Origin of the sequence: Streptomyces luteoverticillatus (assembly GCF_003970715.1) — a bacterium.
GTDB lineage: Bacteria > Actinomycetota > Actinomycetes > Streptomycetales > Streptomycetaceae > Streptomyces > Streptomyces abikoensis.
Genome location: NZ_CP034587.1, coordinates 4,710,834 through 4,726,455, shown reverse-complemented (window position 1 = coordinate 4,726,455; position 15,622 = coordinate 4,710,834). Strand labels below are relative to the sequence as shown.

The 15,622-nt window shown below is 73.1% G+C and carries 15 protein-coding genes; 8 read left to right on the top strand and 7 right to left on the bottom strand.

Annotated features, from left to right (window positions below; all coding sequences use genetic code 11):
• Window positions 1–178: 178 nt before the first annotated feature.
• A complete protein-coding gene (locus EKH77_RS21125) occupies window positions 179–2,872 on the top strand; it encodes a DEAD/DEAH box helicase (protein ID WP_126915900.1) in 2,694 nt (897 codons plus the stop codon).
• A 218-nt stretch (window positions 2,873–3,090) separates the two neighbouring features.
• The gene (locus tag EKH77_RS21120) at window positions 3,091–3,966 is read left to right on the top strand and encodes an alpha/beta fold hydrolase (protein ID WP_126915899.1); all 876 of its coding nucleotides are present in this window, start codon (window positions 3,091–3,093) and stop codon (window positions 3,964–3,966) included.
• On the opposite strand, the gene EKH77_RS21115 is transcribed toward EKH77_RS21120, so the two are convergent.
• The gene (locus EKH77_RS21115; protein ID WP_126915898.1) at window positions 3,963–4,742 is read right to left on the bottom strand and encodes a VOC family protein; all 780 of its coding nucleotides are present in this window, start codon (window positions 4,740–4,742) and stop codon (window positions 3,963–3,965) included. The genes EKH77_RS21120 and EKH77_RS21115 overlap by 4 nt on opposite strands.
• A gap of 269 nt (window positions 4,743–5,011) precedes the next feature.
• Here EKH77_RS21115 and EKH77_RS33045 point away from each other — a divergent pair, with 269 nt between their 5' ends.
• Window positions 5,012–5,164, top strand: coding sequence for a hypothetical protein (locus EKH77_RS33045; RefSeq protein WP_164737832.1), 153 nt, complete (start codon window positions 5,012–5,014; stop codon window positions 5,162–5,164).
• Window positions 5,165–5,250: 86 nt separating this feature from the next.
• On the opposite strand, the gene EKH77_RS21110 is transcribed toward EKH77_RS33045, so the two are convergent.
• The 4 genes from EKH77_RS21110 to EKH77_RS21095 all read right to left on the bottom strand — a co-directional run bounded on the left by EKH77_RS21110 (window position 5,251) and on the right by EKH77_RS21095 (window position 8,356).
• Window positions 5,251–5,856 carry a MarC family protein gene (locus tag EKH77_RS21110; protein ID WP_126915897.1) on the bottom strand — a complete coding sequence of 202 codons (606 nt, stop codon included), beginning with the start codon at window positions 5,854–5,856 and terminating at the stop codon, window positions 5,251–5,253.
• Window positions 5,857–6,062: 206 nt separating this feature from the next.
• Window positions 6,063–6,926 (bottom strand): PHP domain-containing protein, encoded by an 864-nt coding sequence (locus EKH77_RS21105; RefSeq protein WP_126915896.1) that lies wholly within the window; start codon window positions 6,924–6,926, stop codon window positions 6,063–6,065.
• An 81-nt stretch (window positions 6,927–7,007) separates the two neighbouring features.
• A complete protein-coding gene (locus EKH77_RS21100) occupies window positions 7,008–7,649 on the bottom strand; it encodes a DUF6758 family protein (RefSeq protein ID WP_126915895.1) in 642 nt (213 codons plus the stop codon).
• A gap of 107 nt (window positions 7,650–7,756) precedes the next feature.
• Window positions 7,757–8,356 carry a suppressor of fused domain protein gene (locus EKH77_RS21095; protein ID WP_126915894.1) on the bottom strand — a complete coding sequence of 200 codons (600 nt, stop codon included), beginning with the start codon at window positions 8,354–8,356 and terminating at the stop codon, window positions 7,757–7,759.
• 497 nt (window positions 8,357–8,853) lie between these two features.
• On the opposite strand from EKH77_RS21095, the gene EKH77_RS21090 reads away from it, so the two are divergent.
• Window positions 8,854–9,969, top strand: coding sequence for a magnesium and cobalt transport protein CorA (locus tag EKH77_RS21090; protein WP_126915893.1), 1,116 nt, complete (start codon window positions 8,854–8,856; stop codon window positions 9,967–9,969).
• Window positions 9,970–9,972: 3 nt separating this feature from the next.
• On the opposite strand, the gene EKH77_RS21085 is transcribed toward EKH77_RS21090, so the two are convergent.
• On the bottom strand, window positions 9,973–10,950 hold the full coding sequence (locus EKH77_RS21085) for a DMT family transporter (protein ID WP_397612350.1): 978 nt from the start codon (window positions 10,948–10,950) through the stop codon (window positions 9,973–9,975).
• A gap of 35 nt (window positions 10,951–10,985) precedes the next feature.
• Between EKH77_RS21085 and EKH77_RS21080 the strand changes: the two genes are divergently transcribed.
• A complete protein-coding gene (locus tag EKH77_RS21080; protein ID WP_126915892.1) occupies window positions 10,986–11,495 on the top strand; it encodes a hypothetical protein in 510 nt (169 codons plus the stop codon).
• Between the two features lie 11 nt (window positions 11,496–11,506).
• Here the strand turns inward: EKH77_RS21080 and EKH77_RS21075 are convergent, their stop codons facing one another.
• Window positions 11,507–12,322 (bottom strand): hypothetical protein, encoded by an 816-nt coding sequence (locus tag EKH77_RS21075; RefSeq protein WP_126915891.1) that lies wholly within the window; start codon window positions 12,320–12,322, stop codon window positions 11,507–11,509.
• Between the two features lie 185 nt (window positions 12,323–12,507).
• On the opposite strand from EKH77_RS21075, the gene EKH77_RS21070 reads away from it, so the two are divergent.
• The 3 genes from EKH77_RS21070 (at window position 12,508) to EKH77_RS21060 (ending at window position 15,612) form a co-directional block, all read left to right on the top strand.
• Window positions 12,508–13,794, top strand: coding sequence for a magnesium transporter MgtE N-terminal domain-containing protein (locus EKH77_RS21070; protein ID WP_126915890.1), 1,287 nt, complete (start codon window positions 12,508–12,510; stop codon window positions 13,792–13,794).
• An 89-nt stretch (window positions 13,795–13,883) separates the two neighbouring features.
• Entirely contained in the window at window positions 13,884–14,408 is a 525-nt protein-coding gene (locus EKH77_RS21065) for a DUF1003 domain-containing protein (protein ID WP_240667779.1), read from the top strand.
• A 43-nt stretch (window positions 14,409–14,451) separates the two neighbouring features.
• Window positions 14,452–15,612 carry an Mrp/NBP35 family ATP-binding protein gene (locus EKH77_RS21060; protein ID WP_126915889.1) on the top strand — a complete coding sequence of 387 codons (1,161 nt, stop codon included), beginning with the start codon at window positions 14,452–14,454 and terminating at the stop codon, window positions 15,610–15,612.
• Window positions 15,613–15,622: the final 10 nt, after the last annotated feature.

Below are 15,622 nucleotides of genomic sequence, written 5' to 3'. Positions count from 1 at the left end.
CGGCTCAGTACCCCGGCGCGGTCCGTACGTCCCTCACGTACGACCCCCTTCGCCGCCTCGCGCCGCGTCTCACAGAAGAGGCAAGACTCTGTCCACTTTCCGCGATCTTGGGATTCTGTCCGAAACCGCCGAGGCCCTCGAGGCCGTAGGCATCGTGAATCCGTTCCCCATCCAGGAGATGACGCTTCCGGTCGCCCTCTCGGGCTCCGACGTCATCGGCCAGGCCAAGACCGGCACCGGCAAGACCCTGGGCTTCGGCCTGCCCCTGCTGGAGCGCGTCGTCGTCCCCGCCGACGTGGAGGCGGGCCGGGCGAAGCCCGAGCAGCTGACCGACGCCCCGCAGGCGCTCATCGTGGTCCCCACCCGTGAGCTCTGCCAGCAGGTCACCAACGACCTCCTCACCGCCGGCAAGGTCCGCAACGTCCGCGTCCAGGCGATCTACGGCGGCCGTGCCTACGAGCCCCAGGTCGAGGCCCTCAAGAAGGGCGTCGACGTGATCGTCGGCACCCCCGGCCGACTGCTCGACCTCGCCGGCCAGAAGAAGCTGAACCTCGCCCACGTCAAGGCGCTCGTCCTCGACGAGGCCGACGAGATGCTGGACCTGGGCTTCCTGCCCGACGTCGAGCGCATCATCACGATGCTCCCGGCCAAGCGCCAGACGATGCTCTTCTCCGCGACCATGCCCGGCGCGGTCATCTCGCTCGCCCGTCGCTACATGTCGCAGCCCACGCACATCCGCGCCACCTCGCCGGACGACGAGGGCCAGACGCACGCCAACATCGCGCAGCACATCTTCCGCGCCCACAACATGGACAAGCCGGAGATGGTCGCCCGCATCCTGCAGGCGGAGGGCCGCAACCGCGCGATGATCTTCTGCCGTACGAAGCGGACGGCCGCCGACATCTCCGAGCAGCTCACCCGGCGCGGCTTCGCCGCCGGCGCCGTCCACGGCGACCTCGGCCAGGGCGCCCGCGAGCAGGCGCTGCGCGCCTTCCGCAACGGCAAGGTCGACGTCCTGGTCTGCACCGACGTCGCCGCGCGCGGCATCGACGTCGACGACGTCACGCACGTGATCAACTACCAGACCCCCGAGGACGAGAAGACCTACCTCCACCGCATCGGCCGCACCGGCCGCGCGGGCAAGTCGGGTACGGCCGTCACGCTGGTCGACTGGGACGACATCCCGCGCTGGAAGCTGATCAACAAGGCGCTGGAGCTGTCCTTCGACGACCCGGAGGAGACGTACTCCACGTCCCCGCACCTGTACGAGGCGCTGGGCATCCCCGCCGGCACCAAGGGCATCCTGCCCCGCTCCGAGCGCACCCTCGCCGGCCTCGCGGCCGAGGAGATCGAGGACCTCGGCGAGGTCGGCGGCGGCCGTGGCCGCGGGCGTGACGGCGCCCGTCGTGGCCGTGACGGCGGCCGCGACGGCGGCCGCGACCGCGATCGCGTGGAGGAGGAGCGTCCGGCCCGTGCGCCGCGCCAGCGGCGCCGCACGCGGGGCGGAGCGACGCTCGGCACGGACGCTCCGGCGGCCGTGGCGGCCGTCACGCCCGTGACTCCGGCGGAGCCGGCCACGGCGACCGAGGCCGTGTCGGGTACGTCCGCCGCTGTTTCCGGTGCCCCGGAGACCCCGGCGCGTCCGCGTCGCCGTCGCCGCACGCGTGGCAGTGCGGGTGGCGGTACGGGTGCGCCCGTGGCCGCGGCGCCCGTCGCCGTGACCGCCGCCCCGGCCCCGGCTGCCGCCCCGGCTGCCGCCCCGGCGGCGGAGCCCAAGGCTCCGGCCCGTCCGCGCCGCCGCGTGCGGCCGGTCGTCGCCCCGGTGAGCGACGCCCTCGACTTCCAGACCGTCGAGAGCGCCGCGGCGGCCCTGGCCGTCCCGGCCGCCCGTGTGGCGGAGGCCGTGGAGACGGTGGCGCCGGTGGACACCACCGAGGCCAAGCCGAAGCGCGCCCGTAACCGCACGCGCACGGCCAAGAAGGCCGTCGCCGCGGTCGAGACCGTTGAGGTCGTCGAGACGGCCGCCGAGACGGCCGAGGTCGTGGCGGAGACCAAGCCGGCGCGCAAGCGCGCGACGGCGAAGAAGGCCGCCGAGGCCGTCGTTGACACCGTCGAGGCGGTGGAGGCCGCGCCGAAGCGCGCCGCTGAGGTCGCGGAGACCAAGCCCAAGCGCACCCGTGCGACGGCGAAGAAGGCGGAGGCCGTCGTCGAGGCCGCCGAGGTGGTCGCGGACGCCGTCGAGGCGACCGAGACGAAGCCCCGACGCACCCGCGCCACGGCCAAGAAGGCCGTCGCCGAGGCCGCCACCGAGGCAGCGGAAACCGCCCCCAAGCGGACCCGCACCACCGCGAAGAAGGCTGCCGAAGCCGCTGTCGACACCGCCGAAGCGGTGGAGGTCAAGCCCAAGCGCACCCGTGCCACGGCGGCCAAGGCTGCCGAAGCCGTCGTCGACACCGAAGCCGCCGAGGCGAAGCCGAAGCGCACCCGCGCCACGGCGAAGAAGGCCGAAGCCCCTGTCGACACCGCCGAGGCGAAGCCGAAGCGCACCCGCGCGGTCAAGACCGCCGAGGTGATCGCGGACGCCGTCGAGGCGACCGAGACGAAGCCCCGACGCACCCGCGCGACCGCCAAGAAGGCCGTCGCCGTCGCCGAGGCCGTCGACACGGCCGAGACGGCCGAGGCCAAGCCCAAGCGCACCCGCGCCGCGGCCAAGAAGGTCGCCGACGCCACCGCCGAGGCAGCGGAAACCGCCCCCAAGCGGACCCGCACCACCGCGAAGAAGGCTGCCGCAGCGACGACCGACGCCGTCGAGACCGCCGAGGCCAAGCCGAAGCGCACCCGGAAGGCAGCGGCCCCGAAGGCCGACGCCTGATAGCAGGTCCGCGCTGACGCGCGTCGCCCTCGAGCGCCGGGGCGGGCTGGTCTCAGCCCGCCCCGGCGCTCGTGTTTCGGCACGAAGGGGCCGGGGGCGAAGCCCCTGGAAGAAACGGTGAAGGGGCGGGATCGGGGCCCCCTCCCCCGCAGGCAGCCCCGCAGGCGGCCCCGGCACCCGGAAAGGGCCCCGCCCACCCCCCGCGCTAGCCTCGTGCCATGAGCCGGCCCCCCTTCCTCGCCCTCCCGCCGTGCGCCGAGGCATACCTCCTCACCACCGCCCGCGGGGAGTTCGCCGTGCACGACGCCCGCCCGGCCCCCGCGGCCCCCGCCCGGGGCACCGCCCTCCTCGTGCCCGGGTTCACCGGCAGCAAGGAGGACTTCATCGCGCTGCTGGAGCCGCTCGCCGCCGCCGGGTTCCGGGCGGTGGCCGTGGACGGGCGGGGGCAGCACGAGAGCCCGGGCCCGCGCGACGAGGCCGCGTACGCGCAGGACGAGTTGGCCCGCGACGTCCTCGCGCAAGCGGCCGCGCTCGGCGGCGACGTGCATCTGCTCGGGCACTCGCTCGGCGGCCTGATCACCCGCGCCGCCGTCCTCTCGGACGCGTCGCCCTTCCGCTCGCTGACCGTCATGAGCAGCGGCCCCGGGGCGATCTCCGCCTCGCAGCAGGCCCGTACACAGTTGCTCGTCCAGGCCCTCGGCCTGCTGGACATGGAGAGCGTCTGGCGGGAGATGCAGCGCGAGGGCGCGGAGGCCGCGGCGGCCCTCGACACCCCGGCCGAGCTGACGGAGTTCCTCCACCGGCGCTGGCTGCTCACGGTTCCCGAGCAACTGATGGCGACCGGCGTCCAGTTGACGGTCGAGCCGGACCGTACCGCCGAGCTGGCGGGGGTGCCGCTGGCCAAGCACGTGGTCTCCGGGGAGCTGGACTACGCCTGGCCGGTGCCGGAGATCGACGCGATGGCCGAGAAGCTGTCGGCGGTCCGTACGGTGATCCGGGGCGCGGGCCACTCCCCCAACGCCGAGCAGCCGGCCGCCACGGCCGAGGCGCTCGTCCGCTTCTGGAACGACGCGCCCCGGAACGACGCGGCCTAGCCCGCCCTCTGCGTGACCGTGAAGAGGCCCCCTTCGGGGTCCCGCAGGGTCGCCTCGCGGCCCACCCGTGAGCGGGACGGCTCGGCGACGACCGCGCCGCCCTCGGCCAGGGCGGCCTCCACGGCCTTCTCGACGTCGTCGACGCAGAAGTACACGTGCCAGCGGGGGCGGATGCGCGGGTCGGGGTCGGCCTCGACGGCCCCGCCGCGCAGCGAGGCCACGGTGCGGCCGCCCGCGCGGACGGTCACGGCGTCGTCCTCGTAGCGGACCTCGCAGCGGCCGGGGCGGTCCATCGCCCAGTCGAAGATCTCGCCGTAGAACATGGCGGCCGCGAAGGCGTCGCGGGTGCGGAGCTCCAGCCACGCGGGCGCGGAGCCGGAGCCGATCCGCCAGCCGGGGAGGTTCTCGCCTTCCCAGAAGCCGAAGACGGCGCCCATCGGGTCCGCCGCCAGGACGACGCGGCCGCGGCCGACCGCGAGGGGGCCCACCGCGACCGTGCCGCCGCGCTCCCGGACCCGGGCGGCCACCATGTCGGCGTCGTCGACGGCGAAGTACGAGGTCCAGGAGACGGCCACGCCCAGGCTGCTGGCGGCGTCGCTCAGCCCGGCGACGGGTTTGCCCTCGGAGATGGCGACGGAGAAGCCCTCGCCGAACGACCCGGCCCGGAACGTCCAGCCCAGCACGGCCGCGTAGAACTCCTGCGACGCCTTGAGGTCGGCGGTCAGCAGGCTCACCCAGCAGGGCTGTCCCAGCCCGGCACCCTCCGTGGCCGCCATCGCCGATCGCCTCGTTTCCGTGTCCGGGAGTCTCCAGGGTTCCACTCGCTCCCCCGAACGCACTCCGGCACGCGCGGCCGGCAGGTGGGTCGCCCGGGTGAACCGGTCACCATCCGGTCACTCATTAGTCATGTTAAAAATTTCCTTAGCGTAGGGAATGTTTCGAGGGTTAAACTCGTTGGACACTCTTGGAACGCGCGCCGCAATGTCGCCGCGCGCGTCACTGTTCACAGTTCTCCGCAGGAGGATCAAGACGAAGGGAGAAGCGCATGCGCTTCGAAATCATGCGCCTGGACGACGTCGACGGCACCGCCGTCGACAGCACCGTCGTGGACGCCGCCTCCGTCAACCGGATCGTGCAGCAGGCCGCTTCCATCGGCCAACGCATATACATCCGCCCGGCCGACTCCTCGGTCCGGTAGCGCCGACGCGCTCCGGAAAGCCGAACGCCCCCGTACGACGACCGTACGGGGGCGTTCCGCATGAAGCGCGGAAGCACGGAAGCGCGTCAGTGGTGCTGGATCACCTGGGTGATGCCGTTGATGATCTGCTGGACGGCCAGCGCCGAGAGCATCATGCCGGCGAGCCGGGTCACCAGGACCACACCGCCGTCCTTGATCACGCGGATGATGTGCAGCGAGTTCCGCATCACCACCCACAGCACGACGTGGATCGCCGCGATGGCGCACCACACCGAGACCTGCGAGGCCACCGAGTCGGCGCGCTGCACCGCGAGGATCACCGAGACGATCGCACCGGGGCCCGCCAGCAGCGGCATGCCCAGCGGCACGAGCGCGACGTTGACGTCCTTGGTCTGCTTGGGCTCCTCCGACTTGCCCGTGAGGAGGTCCAGCGCGACCAGCAGCAGGAGCAGTCCGCCCGCGATCATCAGCGCGGGCGTGGTGATGTGGAGGTAGTCGAGGATCTGCTTGCCGCAGATGCCGAAGAGGGCGATCACGCCGAAGGCGACCGTCGCCGCCTGCCAGGCCATGCGCCGCTGGACCTTGGCCGGGCGGCCCGCGGTGAGGGCGAGGAAGATCGGCGTGATCCCGGGCGGGTCCATGATCACGAACAGGGTGAGGAAGAGCGAGCCGAAGACAGCGATGTCGAACACGTGAGGCCTTGCGATTGCGGAGCGAGCAGGAGCGGTGGGGGGAGGTATGAGGGGCCCGGGCCGGGAAGGGCGTGCGCGAACGGCTCGTACGCCTCGGACGATCGACGCGTACGCGTCGACGCGGTGAGAGGGGAAGGGACGTACGGGCGCGCTCGCCCGACCGTGGACGTCCGTGGACGGACGGCCGGGACCGGAGCGCTGAGTGGTCAGCCGCCGGCGCCCGGGACGGGGAACGCGCCCGTCGCACGGCGCGTGATCTCCCCGTAGATCTCCGGGTCGGTGGTGAACTCGCCGAGGCGGCAGCTCTTGCGGCTGCCGTGGTAGTCGCTGGAGCCGGTGGGCAGCAGGCCCAGGTCGGCGGCGAGGCCGCGCAGCCGGGCGCGGGTGGCGGCGTCGTGGTCCATGTGGTCCACCTCGATGCCGTCCAGGCCGGCCGCGGCCAGCTCGGCTATGCCCCGCTCGTCGACGCAGCGGCCGCGCTTGAGGGCGAAGGGGTGGGCGAGCACGGTGACGCCGCCGGCCGCCTTGACCAGGCGGATGGCCTCGAAGGGGTCGAGCTCGTGCTTCGCGACGAAGGCCCGGCCGTCACCGGCGAGCCACTCGGAGGTGAAGGCGTCGGAGACGCTGTCGATCACGCCGAGCTCGATCATGGCCGTGGCCACGTGCGGGCGGCCGACGGCCCCGTCGCCGGCGATGCGGGCGACGCGCTCCCAGGCGACGGGCACGCCGAGCTCGTTGAGCTTGGCGACCATGGCGCGGGCGCGCGGTTCGCGGTCGTCGCGCACGAGCTCGCGCTCGCGGGCGAGCTCCGGCTCGTGGGGGTCGAAGAGGTAGGCCAGCATGTGGACGCTGAAGCCGTCGGGGCCGTCGAAGCGGCAGGAGAGCTCGGCGCCGGTGACGAGGGTGAGCCCGGCGGGGAGGGCCGCGATGGCCTCGGCGTGGCCGCCGACCCCGTCGTGGTCGGTCAGCGCGACGACGTCCAGCCCGGCGGCGGCCGCGTTGCGGACCAGCTCGGCGGGGGTGTCCGTACCGTCCGAGGCCGTGGAGTGGGTGTGCAGATCGATGCGCACGACACGACTCCCAACAGCACCGGAACACGACAGGACCGATTCAGGATAACGGTCGTGGGAGGCGTGGTGCGGAGCGCCGGTTCAGGGAGAGAGGATCCGCGGCGACAGCGCCCCGCACGGCAGGAGGTCGACCTCCGCCCCCGCGTCCCGCAGATCGGTCAGCACGAGCTCGTCGTACATCAGCAACCCCGACCGCTCGGGCCACACGATCGCCCAGAGCCACAGCCCCCGCGCCTCGCCCGCGAAGACCGCCCGGTCGCCGGGGGCGCCCTCGACGTGCCAGAGCGGCGTGGGCCGCCCCGCCGCGTGGACCTTGGCGTGCGGCGAGAGGTCGACGCGGAGGTACGGGCCGGGGTCGGGGCCGTCGACGCCGGCGTAGCGGGCGCCGAGGCCGACGCCGAGTTCCTCGGCGACGAGCAGCAGCTCGCCGGGGCCGCCCAGCGGGCTGGGCCCGGAGCAGGCGACGGCGGTCGCCCGCGCGCCCGAGCGGTCGTCGCCCGCGCAGGCCACACCGGTGAAGAGCCAGCCGACGGGCAGGGGCCAGGGCATCCAGACCGGGACCCGGGCGCGCCCCACCGCGACGCCCAGGGCCTCGACGCTGGGCGGGACGACCGGCTGCAGAGGGTGCACGGTGCCGTGCACGGCGCACTGCCACGAGTCGGCGAAGAGACCGGGCGCGCGCACCCGGCCACCGCACTTCGGGCAACTGGGTTCGCCCCTCATAGCCTCCAACGGTCCTACCAGGGCGCCCCCGCGTCAAGGACGATCACCCGTCCGGAGTCGGGGCGTTCCCACCCTTCGGGACACCCCGTCCGGCGGCCGGCCGCCGGTCAGTCGCCGAGCGGTACCCCGGCGCGCAGCGGGTCGCGCAGATCGGTGCCGTGCCGCAGCCACCGTTCCTCCAGCGCGGCGGCGCCCTGGACGCGCTTCCACGCGGCCTCGTTGGGCGTCATCGGCAGCAGGGGGAGGAAGCGGACGGGGTCCAGCGGGGCGTCCAGCTCCAGGTCCTCGACGAGGCCGCCGGACTCCGCGACGAGCACGGAGGTGAAGGGCGCGCCGGGCCAGAGCGGCTCGCCGGTGTCCAAGGAGGCGCCGGGGGCCACCACGAGCCCTTCCACCTGCGGCGACGCGGCGAGGACGGCGAGCGGGCGGAGCACCTTGTCCGTGTCGGCGCGGCCCGCGCGCACGGAGAGGACCAGCTCGGCGCGGGGGCCGCGCAGGGGGTCGGCGAGGGAGGCCGTGGGGTCGGTCATGGGGTGGGCGGACATGCCGAGGGTGGCGTAGCGGACGATGTCCCCGGCGTCGTCGGAGGCAGCGAACCGGAGTACCTCGATCCGGTCGGTGCCCAGGAAAGTGATCGCGGCGCGCGCGTCGGGTTCACCGAGGGCCGTCAGCAGCCGGGCCTCGACCAGTGCGAGAACGTCTGACATGCAGTGAGCATAGAACGCGTATCGAACAGGCAAAGCGGGGCCTTGACGTGTCGGGCGACTGCTAGCCTTGACTCGCCTCGGCCTCTGGTCCAGGCGTGACGATCGTCCCTTACGCGGGGACCGGCCGGAGGAGGTGGGGCTGCGGTGGATCCTAGTCGACCGTGCAGTACCGACAGTTCTCCCGTCTCCTCGCCCCGGACGAGCGTCATCCCGTGACCCGAGGCTTCCGCGGCCGGCCCTCTTCGCCGGATCCGAATCCCGGAAGTCCCTTCACGCCCGCGGCACTTGACGGAAGAGCGCCTGCCCTCGCTTTGTTCCGTGTTCTCCGCAGTCCTCTGCGAACTCTCCGCGAACTGTCGCCGGTCGCACGCACCGCGCGAAGCGCCACCTGATTCGCGGACGTGATCCCCTGCGCCCAGGGCGCCCGGCCACGTCCTCCTTCCAGGCAGCGTTGCGCCCGCGTCGTGGCCGGCGGCCGGCCCGTGAAGGAGCCAGCCATGTCGATGATCCGTGACCTGCGTGCCGTAGTCCGCCCCGCCCTGCGCCGGGTGCCCGACAAGAGCGGCGGTGGCGGCTACGGCACCACCCGGGACGCCTCCGTCAGCAGCGCCGTGGTGGACAGCGCCGTCTATCGCGACGGCAAGCGCGTCAGCGAGCTCATCAGTCCCGCCGAGGCGCTGCGGCGGGTGCGAAGCTACGGCGGGTTCGCGTGGATCGGGCTGCACGAGCCCACGGAGGCGGAGTTCGCGGGGATAGCCCGCGAGTTCGGGCTCCACCCGCTGGCCGTGGAGGACGCGGTCCACGCCCACCAGCGGCCCAAGCTGGAGCGCTACGACGACACGCTCTTCACCGTCTTCAAGACCATCCACTACGTGGAGCACGCCGAACTCACCGCCACCAGCGAGGTGGTGGAGACCGGCGAGGTGATGTGCTTCACGGGCCCGGACTTCATCATCACCGTCCGGCACGGCGGCCAGGGCTCGCTGCGCGCCCTGCGCCACCGGCTGGAGGAGGACGACCAGCTGCTCGCCAAGGGCCCCTCGGCCGTGCTGCACGCCATCGCCGACCAGGTGGTCGACGGCTACATAGCCGTGGCCGACGCCGTGCAGGACGACATCGACGAGGTGGAGATCGACGTCTTCTCCGAGCCCAGCAAGGGCAGCCGGCGGGGCGGCGACGCGGGCCGCATCTACCAGCTCAAGCGCGAGGTGCTGGAGTTCAAACGCGCGGTCACCCCGCTGATGCGGCCGATGCAGCTGCTCAGCGAGCGGCCGATGCGGCTGGTCGACCCGGACATCCAGAAGTACTTCCGTGACGTCGCCGACCACCTGGCGCGCGTCCACGAGCAGGTGGTCTCCTTCGACGACCTGCTGAACTCCATCCTCCAGGCCAACCTCGCGCAGGCGTCGGTGGCGCAGAACGAGGACATGCGCAAGATCACCTCGTGGGCGGCGATCTTCGCCGTGCCGACGATGATCGCGGGGATCTACGGCATGAACTTCGACCACATGCCGGAGCTGCACTGGAAGTACGGCTATCCGGGGGTCATGGCGGTCACCGTCGTGATCTGTGTCGCCATCCACCGCGGCTTCAAGCGGAACGGGTGGCTTTAGGGCTTACGCCTGGGCCTTGTCCCTTCTGCCGCCCATGATGACCAGCGCCAGGCCCGCCATGATCACGGCCAGCGCCGGGTACGCCACGGCGGGCGGCTCCTGCCCCAGCCACAGCGCCGCGATCAGCGCCGCCCCCGGCGTCTCCAGCAGGATCGCCGTGGACGTGACGGACGGGCCCAGGCCCTTGACCACCCTGTTGATCAGCGAGTGGCCGAGCAGCTGGGCCGCGATCGTGAGCACCGCCAGCTTCAGCCAGGTCTCCCCGCTGTAGCCGCCGAGGGACACTCCCCCGCACAGGCACGCGGCGAGCAGCAGCACGGTCGTGGTCGTGTAGCAGATGTAGGTGTAGGCGACCGTGCCCACCGTCCGGCGTACCTCCGCGCCCAGCAGGACGTACCCGGCGGCCGCGACGCCGCCCGCGAGCGCGAGGCCGTCCCCGGCGAGGGCGCGCGGGGAGAGGGACAGGTCGACGCCCGTGAGCGTCAGCACCCCGAGGAAGGCCAGCGCGGTACCCGCCCAGACCAGCGCGGGCGGGCGGTGGCCGCGCAGCCGCAGCAGCAGGGTGGTCCAGATGGGCGTGGTGGTGACCAGCGCCGTGGACGAGGCGACGGAGGTCATCTGGAGGCTGGGCAGCCAGACCCCGAAGTGGACGGCGAGCAGCGCCCCGGCGGCGACGGCCAGCAGTGCCGTCCGCCGGCCGATGCCGCGCAGCTCGGCGCGGTGGCGCGGGCGGAACAGGACGACGGGGGTGAGCGCGCCGACGGCCATGGCGTTGCGCCAGAAGGCGATGGCCAGGGCCGGCGCGGCGGTGGCCGCGATCAGCGGCGCGGAGAGGGAGACGCCGGCGATGGCGACGGCGAGGAGGAGCAGCTCGGTGCGGACGGACGCCACTGGCGCGCCGGATACGCCGGATGCCTCCGCCGGTCCGGTGGTCGTCCTGGGCGTCGGTATCGCGTCTCGTCGCGCGCGGGCAGCACTCACGGACCCAGCCTAGGGCGCTGCGTAAGGTAGGGCGCATGACGATGACGCAGGCGCTGATCGAAGAGGCCACGAAGAAGTCCGGCCTCATCTGGGTGAAGGGTCCGGCCGGGCCCAGCCGGGCGCTGTGGCACGTCTGGCACGAGGGTGCCGCGCACCTCGTGGGCGGCCCGGGCGAGCAGCCCGTGGACGAGCTGGGGCTCGCCGAGGGCGCGACGGCCACGGTGACCGTGCGCAGCAAGGACAAGGGCGGTCGGCTGGTCTCCTGGACGGCGTCGGTGAGCGAGCTCCCGGCGCGCGGGGAGGAGTGGGCGGCGGCCGTCGCCGAGCTGAAGGGCAAGCGGCTCAACGCGCCCGACGCGGAGCGGCTCGAGGACCGCTGGGCCGAAGAGTGCAGGGTGCTGCGGCTGACGCCGTCCGGTGCCACCGCGGAGCTGCCGGACGGTTCCCTGGTGGCGGTTCCGCTGGCGACGCCGGCGACGACGCGCGAGCCCATGCCGGCGGCACTGCCGCGGCTGCTGCGCCGGGGGCGCCGCGCGGGGCGCTGACGCGCGCCCGGTCAGCCTCCCGGGTTCGCGCCCTCTCCCGAGGAACCTTCCTTCGAGGAGGGGAGGGCGCCGCCCGAGGGGATGCGCAGCTGTTTGCCGTAGTCGACGGTCTGGTTCTTGTCGGGGACGGCGAGGGCGAAGTCCTTGCCCCAGCCGTCCAGCTCCAGCTGGCCCGCGCCGCCCGCGCGCTGTACCCGCACGGGATACGGGGTGCCGGTGAGGGAGACGTCCATCGTGCCGCCGCCGCCCTTCGCGCCCGTGACGCGGATGGTGCGGACGCCGCCGACCGTGCCGTGGTCGCCCCGGGCGAGGGTGCCGTGGAGGGCGAGCAGGCCGTCGAGGAGGACGTCCTTGTCGGTGAAGCCCCGGAACTGCTGGTAGGCGGGGTCGTCGCCCGGCACCTTGACGTACTTGTCGTCGAGCTTGCCGGCGGCGGAGGAGGCGTCGCCCTTGGCCGTGGCGGAGGGCGCGGGCGTGGCTCCCTTGGCCCAGAACCCGGCGGGCGCCTTGAGGTAGAGGTCGTCGCCCACGCGCAGCAGCTCGAAGGAGCTGGCGGCGGAGGAGGACACCCGGCCCGTGCCGCCGTTCTTCTTCAGCCGCATGTCGATGCGGTAGGTGCGGCCCTGGCTGACGACGTTGCCGGACAGGTGGACGGCCTCGGCGCCGCGCGCGGCGGCGCGGGCCTTGTCCTGGATGGCGGCGGGTTCGAGTTTGCCGACGCCGTTGGTCCCCGCGTCCGGGTCCTCGGCTCCGCCGCCGCAGGCCGTGAGCACGGCCGACAGGCCGACGCACAGGGCTCCCACGAGAGCCGCGTTCCGCGTTCGCACCTCTGCTCCTGTCCTCCGGTCACCGGTGGGCTACGGCGCAGCGTACCCGTGCCGCCGACAGGCGGAAGCGGGGAGTCCGTACAGGATCCGTACAGGCTCCGTACGGCGGTCTCTCCCGCGCCCGGCGAAGCCGGTCACGCTAGCCTGAATCGGACACCACCCGGCGTGGGAGGAGGTACGCGGCCATGGCAGCAGGCGCCCCCCGGGTGTTCGTTTCGCACATCTCGGGCGTGGCCGTCTTCGATCCCAACGGGGACCAGGTGGGCCGGGTCCGCGACGTCGTGGCGATGCTGCGCGTGGGCAAGCGGCCGCCCCGGGTGCTGGGGCTGGTCGTGGAGGTGGTCAGCCGGCGGCGGATCTTCCTGCCGATGACCCGGGTGACCGGTGTGGAGTCCGGGCAGGTGATCACCACGGGCGTGGTGAACATGCGGCGGTTCGAGCAGCGGCCCACGGAGACGCTGGTCTTCGGCGAGCTCTTCGACCGCCGCGTGCGGATGGTCGGCACGGACGAGGAGGTGACCGTCCTCGACGTGTCCATCACCCAGTTGCCCGCCCGCCGCGACTGGGAGATCGACAAGGTCTTCGTCCGCCGGGGCAAGGGCGGCGCCCTGCGCCGCAAGGGGGAGACGCTGACGGTGGAGTGGTCCGCCGTCACCGGCTTCTCGCTGGAGGAGCACGGCCAGGGCGCCGAGAACCTGCTGGCCACCTTCGAGCGTCTGCGCCCCGCCGACCTGGCCAATGTCCTCCACCACCTCTCCCCCAAGCGGCGCGCCGAGGTCGCCGCCGCCCTGGACGACGACCGGCTCGCGGACGTCCTGGAGGAGCTGCCGGAGGACGACCAGATCGAGATCCTCGGCAAGCTGAAGGAGGAGCGCGCCGCCGACGTCCTGGAGGCCATGGACCCCGACGACGCGGCCGACCTGCTCTCCGAGCTGCCGGAGGAGGAGATGGAGCGGCTGCTGACGCTGATGCGGCCGGACGAGGCCGCCGACGTGCGGCGGCTGATGTCCTACGAGGAGCTGTCGGCGGGCGGTCTGATGACCACCGAGCCGATCGTGCTGCGCCCGGACGCGACCGTCGCCGACGCCCTCGCGCGGGTGCGCAACCCCGACCTGTCCCCCGCGCTGGCCGCCCAGGTGTACGTGTGCCGTCCGCCGGACGAGACGCCGACGGGCAAGTTCCTGGGCACCGTGCACTTCCAGCGGCTGCTGCGCGACCCGCCGTTCACGCTCGTCGGCTCGATGACCGACACCGAGCTGCGGCCGCTGCCGCCGGACATGCCGCTGCGCGCGGTCACCAGCTACCTGGCGACGTACAACATGGTCGCCGTGCCGGTCGTGGACGACAGCGGCTCGCTGCTGGGCGCGGTCACCGTGGACGACGTCCTCGACCATCTGCTGCCGGACGACTGGCGGGAGACCGAGCTTCACCACGGCGCGTTCGGCATGGACCTCCAGGGCGGCGAGCCGTGAGGCCCGGGGACCGCGACCGGGCCCGCGCCACCGCGCCCGCGCTGCGTCCGGACCGGTCCGCCGACCGGGCCAAGGCCGAGTCGGCGGCGGTGCACCCGCACTCCCACCCGCCGCCACCGCGCGCCCGGCTGGACCTGCCCCGGGTGAAGCGCTCCCGCTGGCTGCCGGAGTACGACCCGGAGGCCTTCGGGCGGATGTCGGAGCGGATCGCCCGTTTCCTGGGCACGGGCCGCTTCATCGTCTGGATGACGGTCGTCATCGTCCTGTGGGTCGTGTGGAACACCTCGGTCCCCGGGAACCTGCGGTTCGACCGCTATCCGTTCATCTTCCTGACCCTCGTGCTGTCCCTCCAGGCCTCGTACGCCGCGCCCCTGATCCTGCTGGCGCAGAACCGGCAGGACGACCGCGACCGGGTCAACCTGGAGCAGGACCGCAAACAGAACGAGCGCTCCATCGCGGACACCGAGTACCTGACGCGGGAGATCGCCGGGCTGCGTATGGGCCTCGGCGAGGTCGCGACCCGGGACTGGATCCGCTCGGAATTCCAGGACCTGGTCAGGGAGCTGGAGCAGCGGCGCGTATTCCCGGCGGAGAGTGAGGAAGGCGACCGCTGAGAGGCTTTCCCGAGGCCCTGTGCCGAGCCGTACCATCGGAGCTATGGCTACCGACACGTACGACACCGCCGCGCCGAGTGAGGACGCGATCCGCGCCGCGCTCGCGACGGTCAACGACCCCGAGATCCAGCGCCCCATCACCGAGCTGGGGATGGTCAAATCGGTGGGGATCGCGGCGGACGGCACGGTCGCGGTGGCGGTCTATCTGACGGTCGCCGGCTGCCCCATGCGCGACAAGATCACCTCGATGGTGACCGAGGCCGTCTCGCGGGTCGAGAACGTCACGGGCGTCACCGTCGAGCTGGACGTGATGAGCGACGAGCAGCGCCGCGAGCTCGCGTCGTCGCTGCGCGGCGGCCAGACCGAGCGCGAGGTGCCCTTCGCCAAGCCGGGCTCGCTGACCCGCGTCTACGCGGTCGCCTCCGGCAAGGGCGGCGTCGGCAAGTCCTCGGTGACGGTCAACCTGGCCGCCGCCATGGCGGCCGACGGCCTGAAGGTCGGTGTCGTGGACGCCGACATCTACGGCCACTCGGTGCCCCGCATGCTGGGCGCGGACGGCCGTCCCACCCAGGTCGAGAACATGATCATGCCGCCGTCGGCGAACGGCGTGAAGGTCATCTCGATCGGCATGTTCACCCCGGGCAACGCCCCCGTCGTCTGGCGCGGCCCCATGCTCCACCGCGCCCTCCAGCAGTTCCTCGCGGACGTCTTCTGGGGCGACCTGGACGTGCTCCTCCTCGACCTGCCGCCGGGCACGGGCGACATCGCCATCTCCGTGGCCCAGCTGGTCCCCAACGCCGAGATCCTCGTGGTGACGACCCCTCAGCAGGCCGCCGCCGAGGTCGCCGAGCGGGCCGGCTCGATCGCCGTGCAGACCCACCAGAAGATCGTCGGCGTCGTGGAGAACATGTCCGGGCTGCCGTGCCCGCACTGCGACGAGATGGTCGACGTCTTCGGCACGGGCGGCGGCCAGAAGGTCGCCGAAGGCCTCACCCGCACCACGGGCGCGACCGTCCCCGTACTGGGCTCCATCCCGATCGACGTCCGGCTGCGCGAGGGCGGCGACGAGGGCAAGCCGGTGGTCCTGACCGACCCCGACTCCCCGGCGGGCAGCGCGCTGCGCGCCATCGCGGGCAAGCTCGGCGGGCGGCAGCGCGGCCTGTCGGGCATGTCGCTGGGCATCACGCCGCGCAACAAGTTCTGACCCTTGCGGG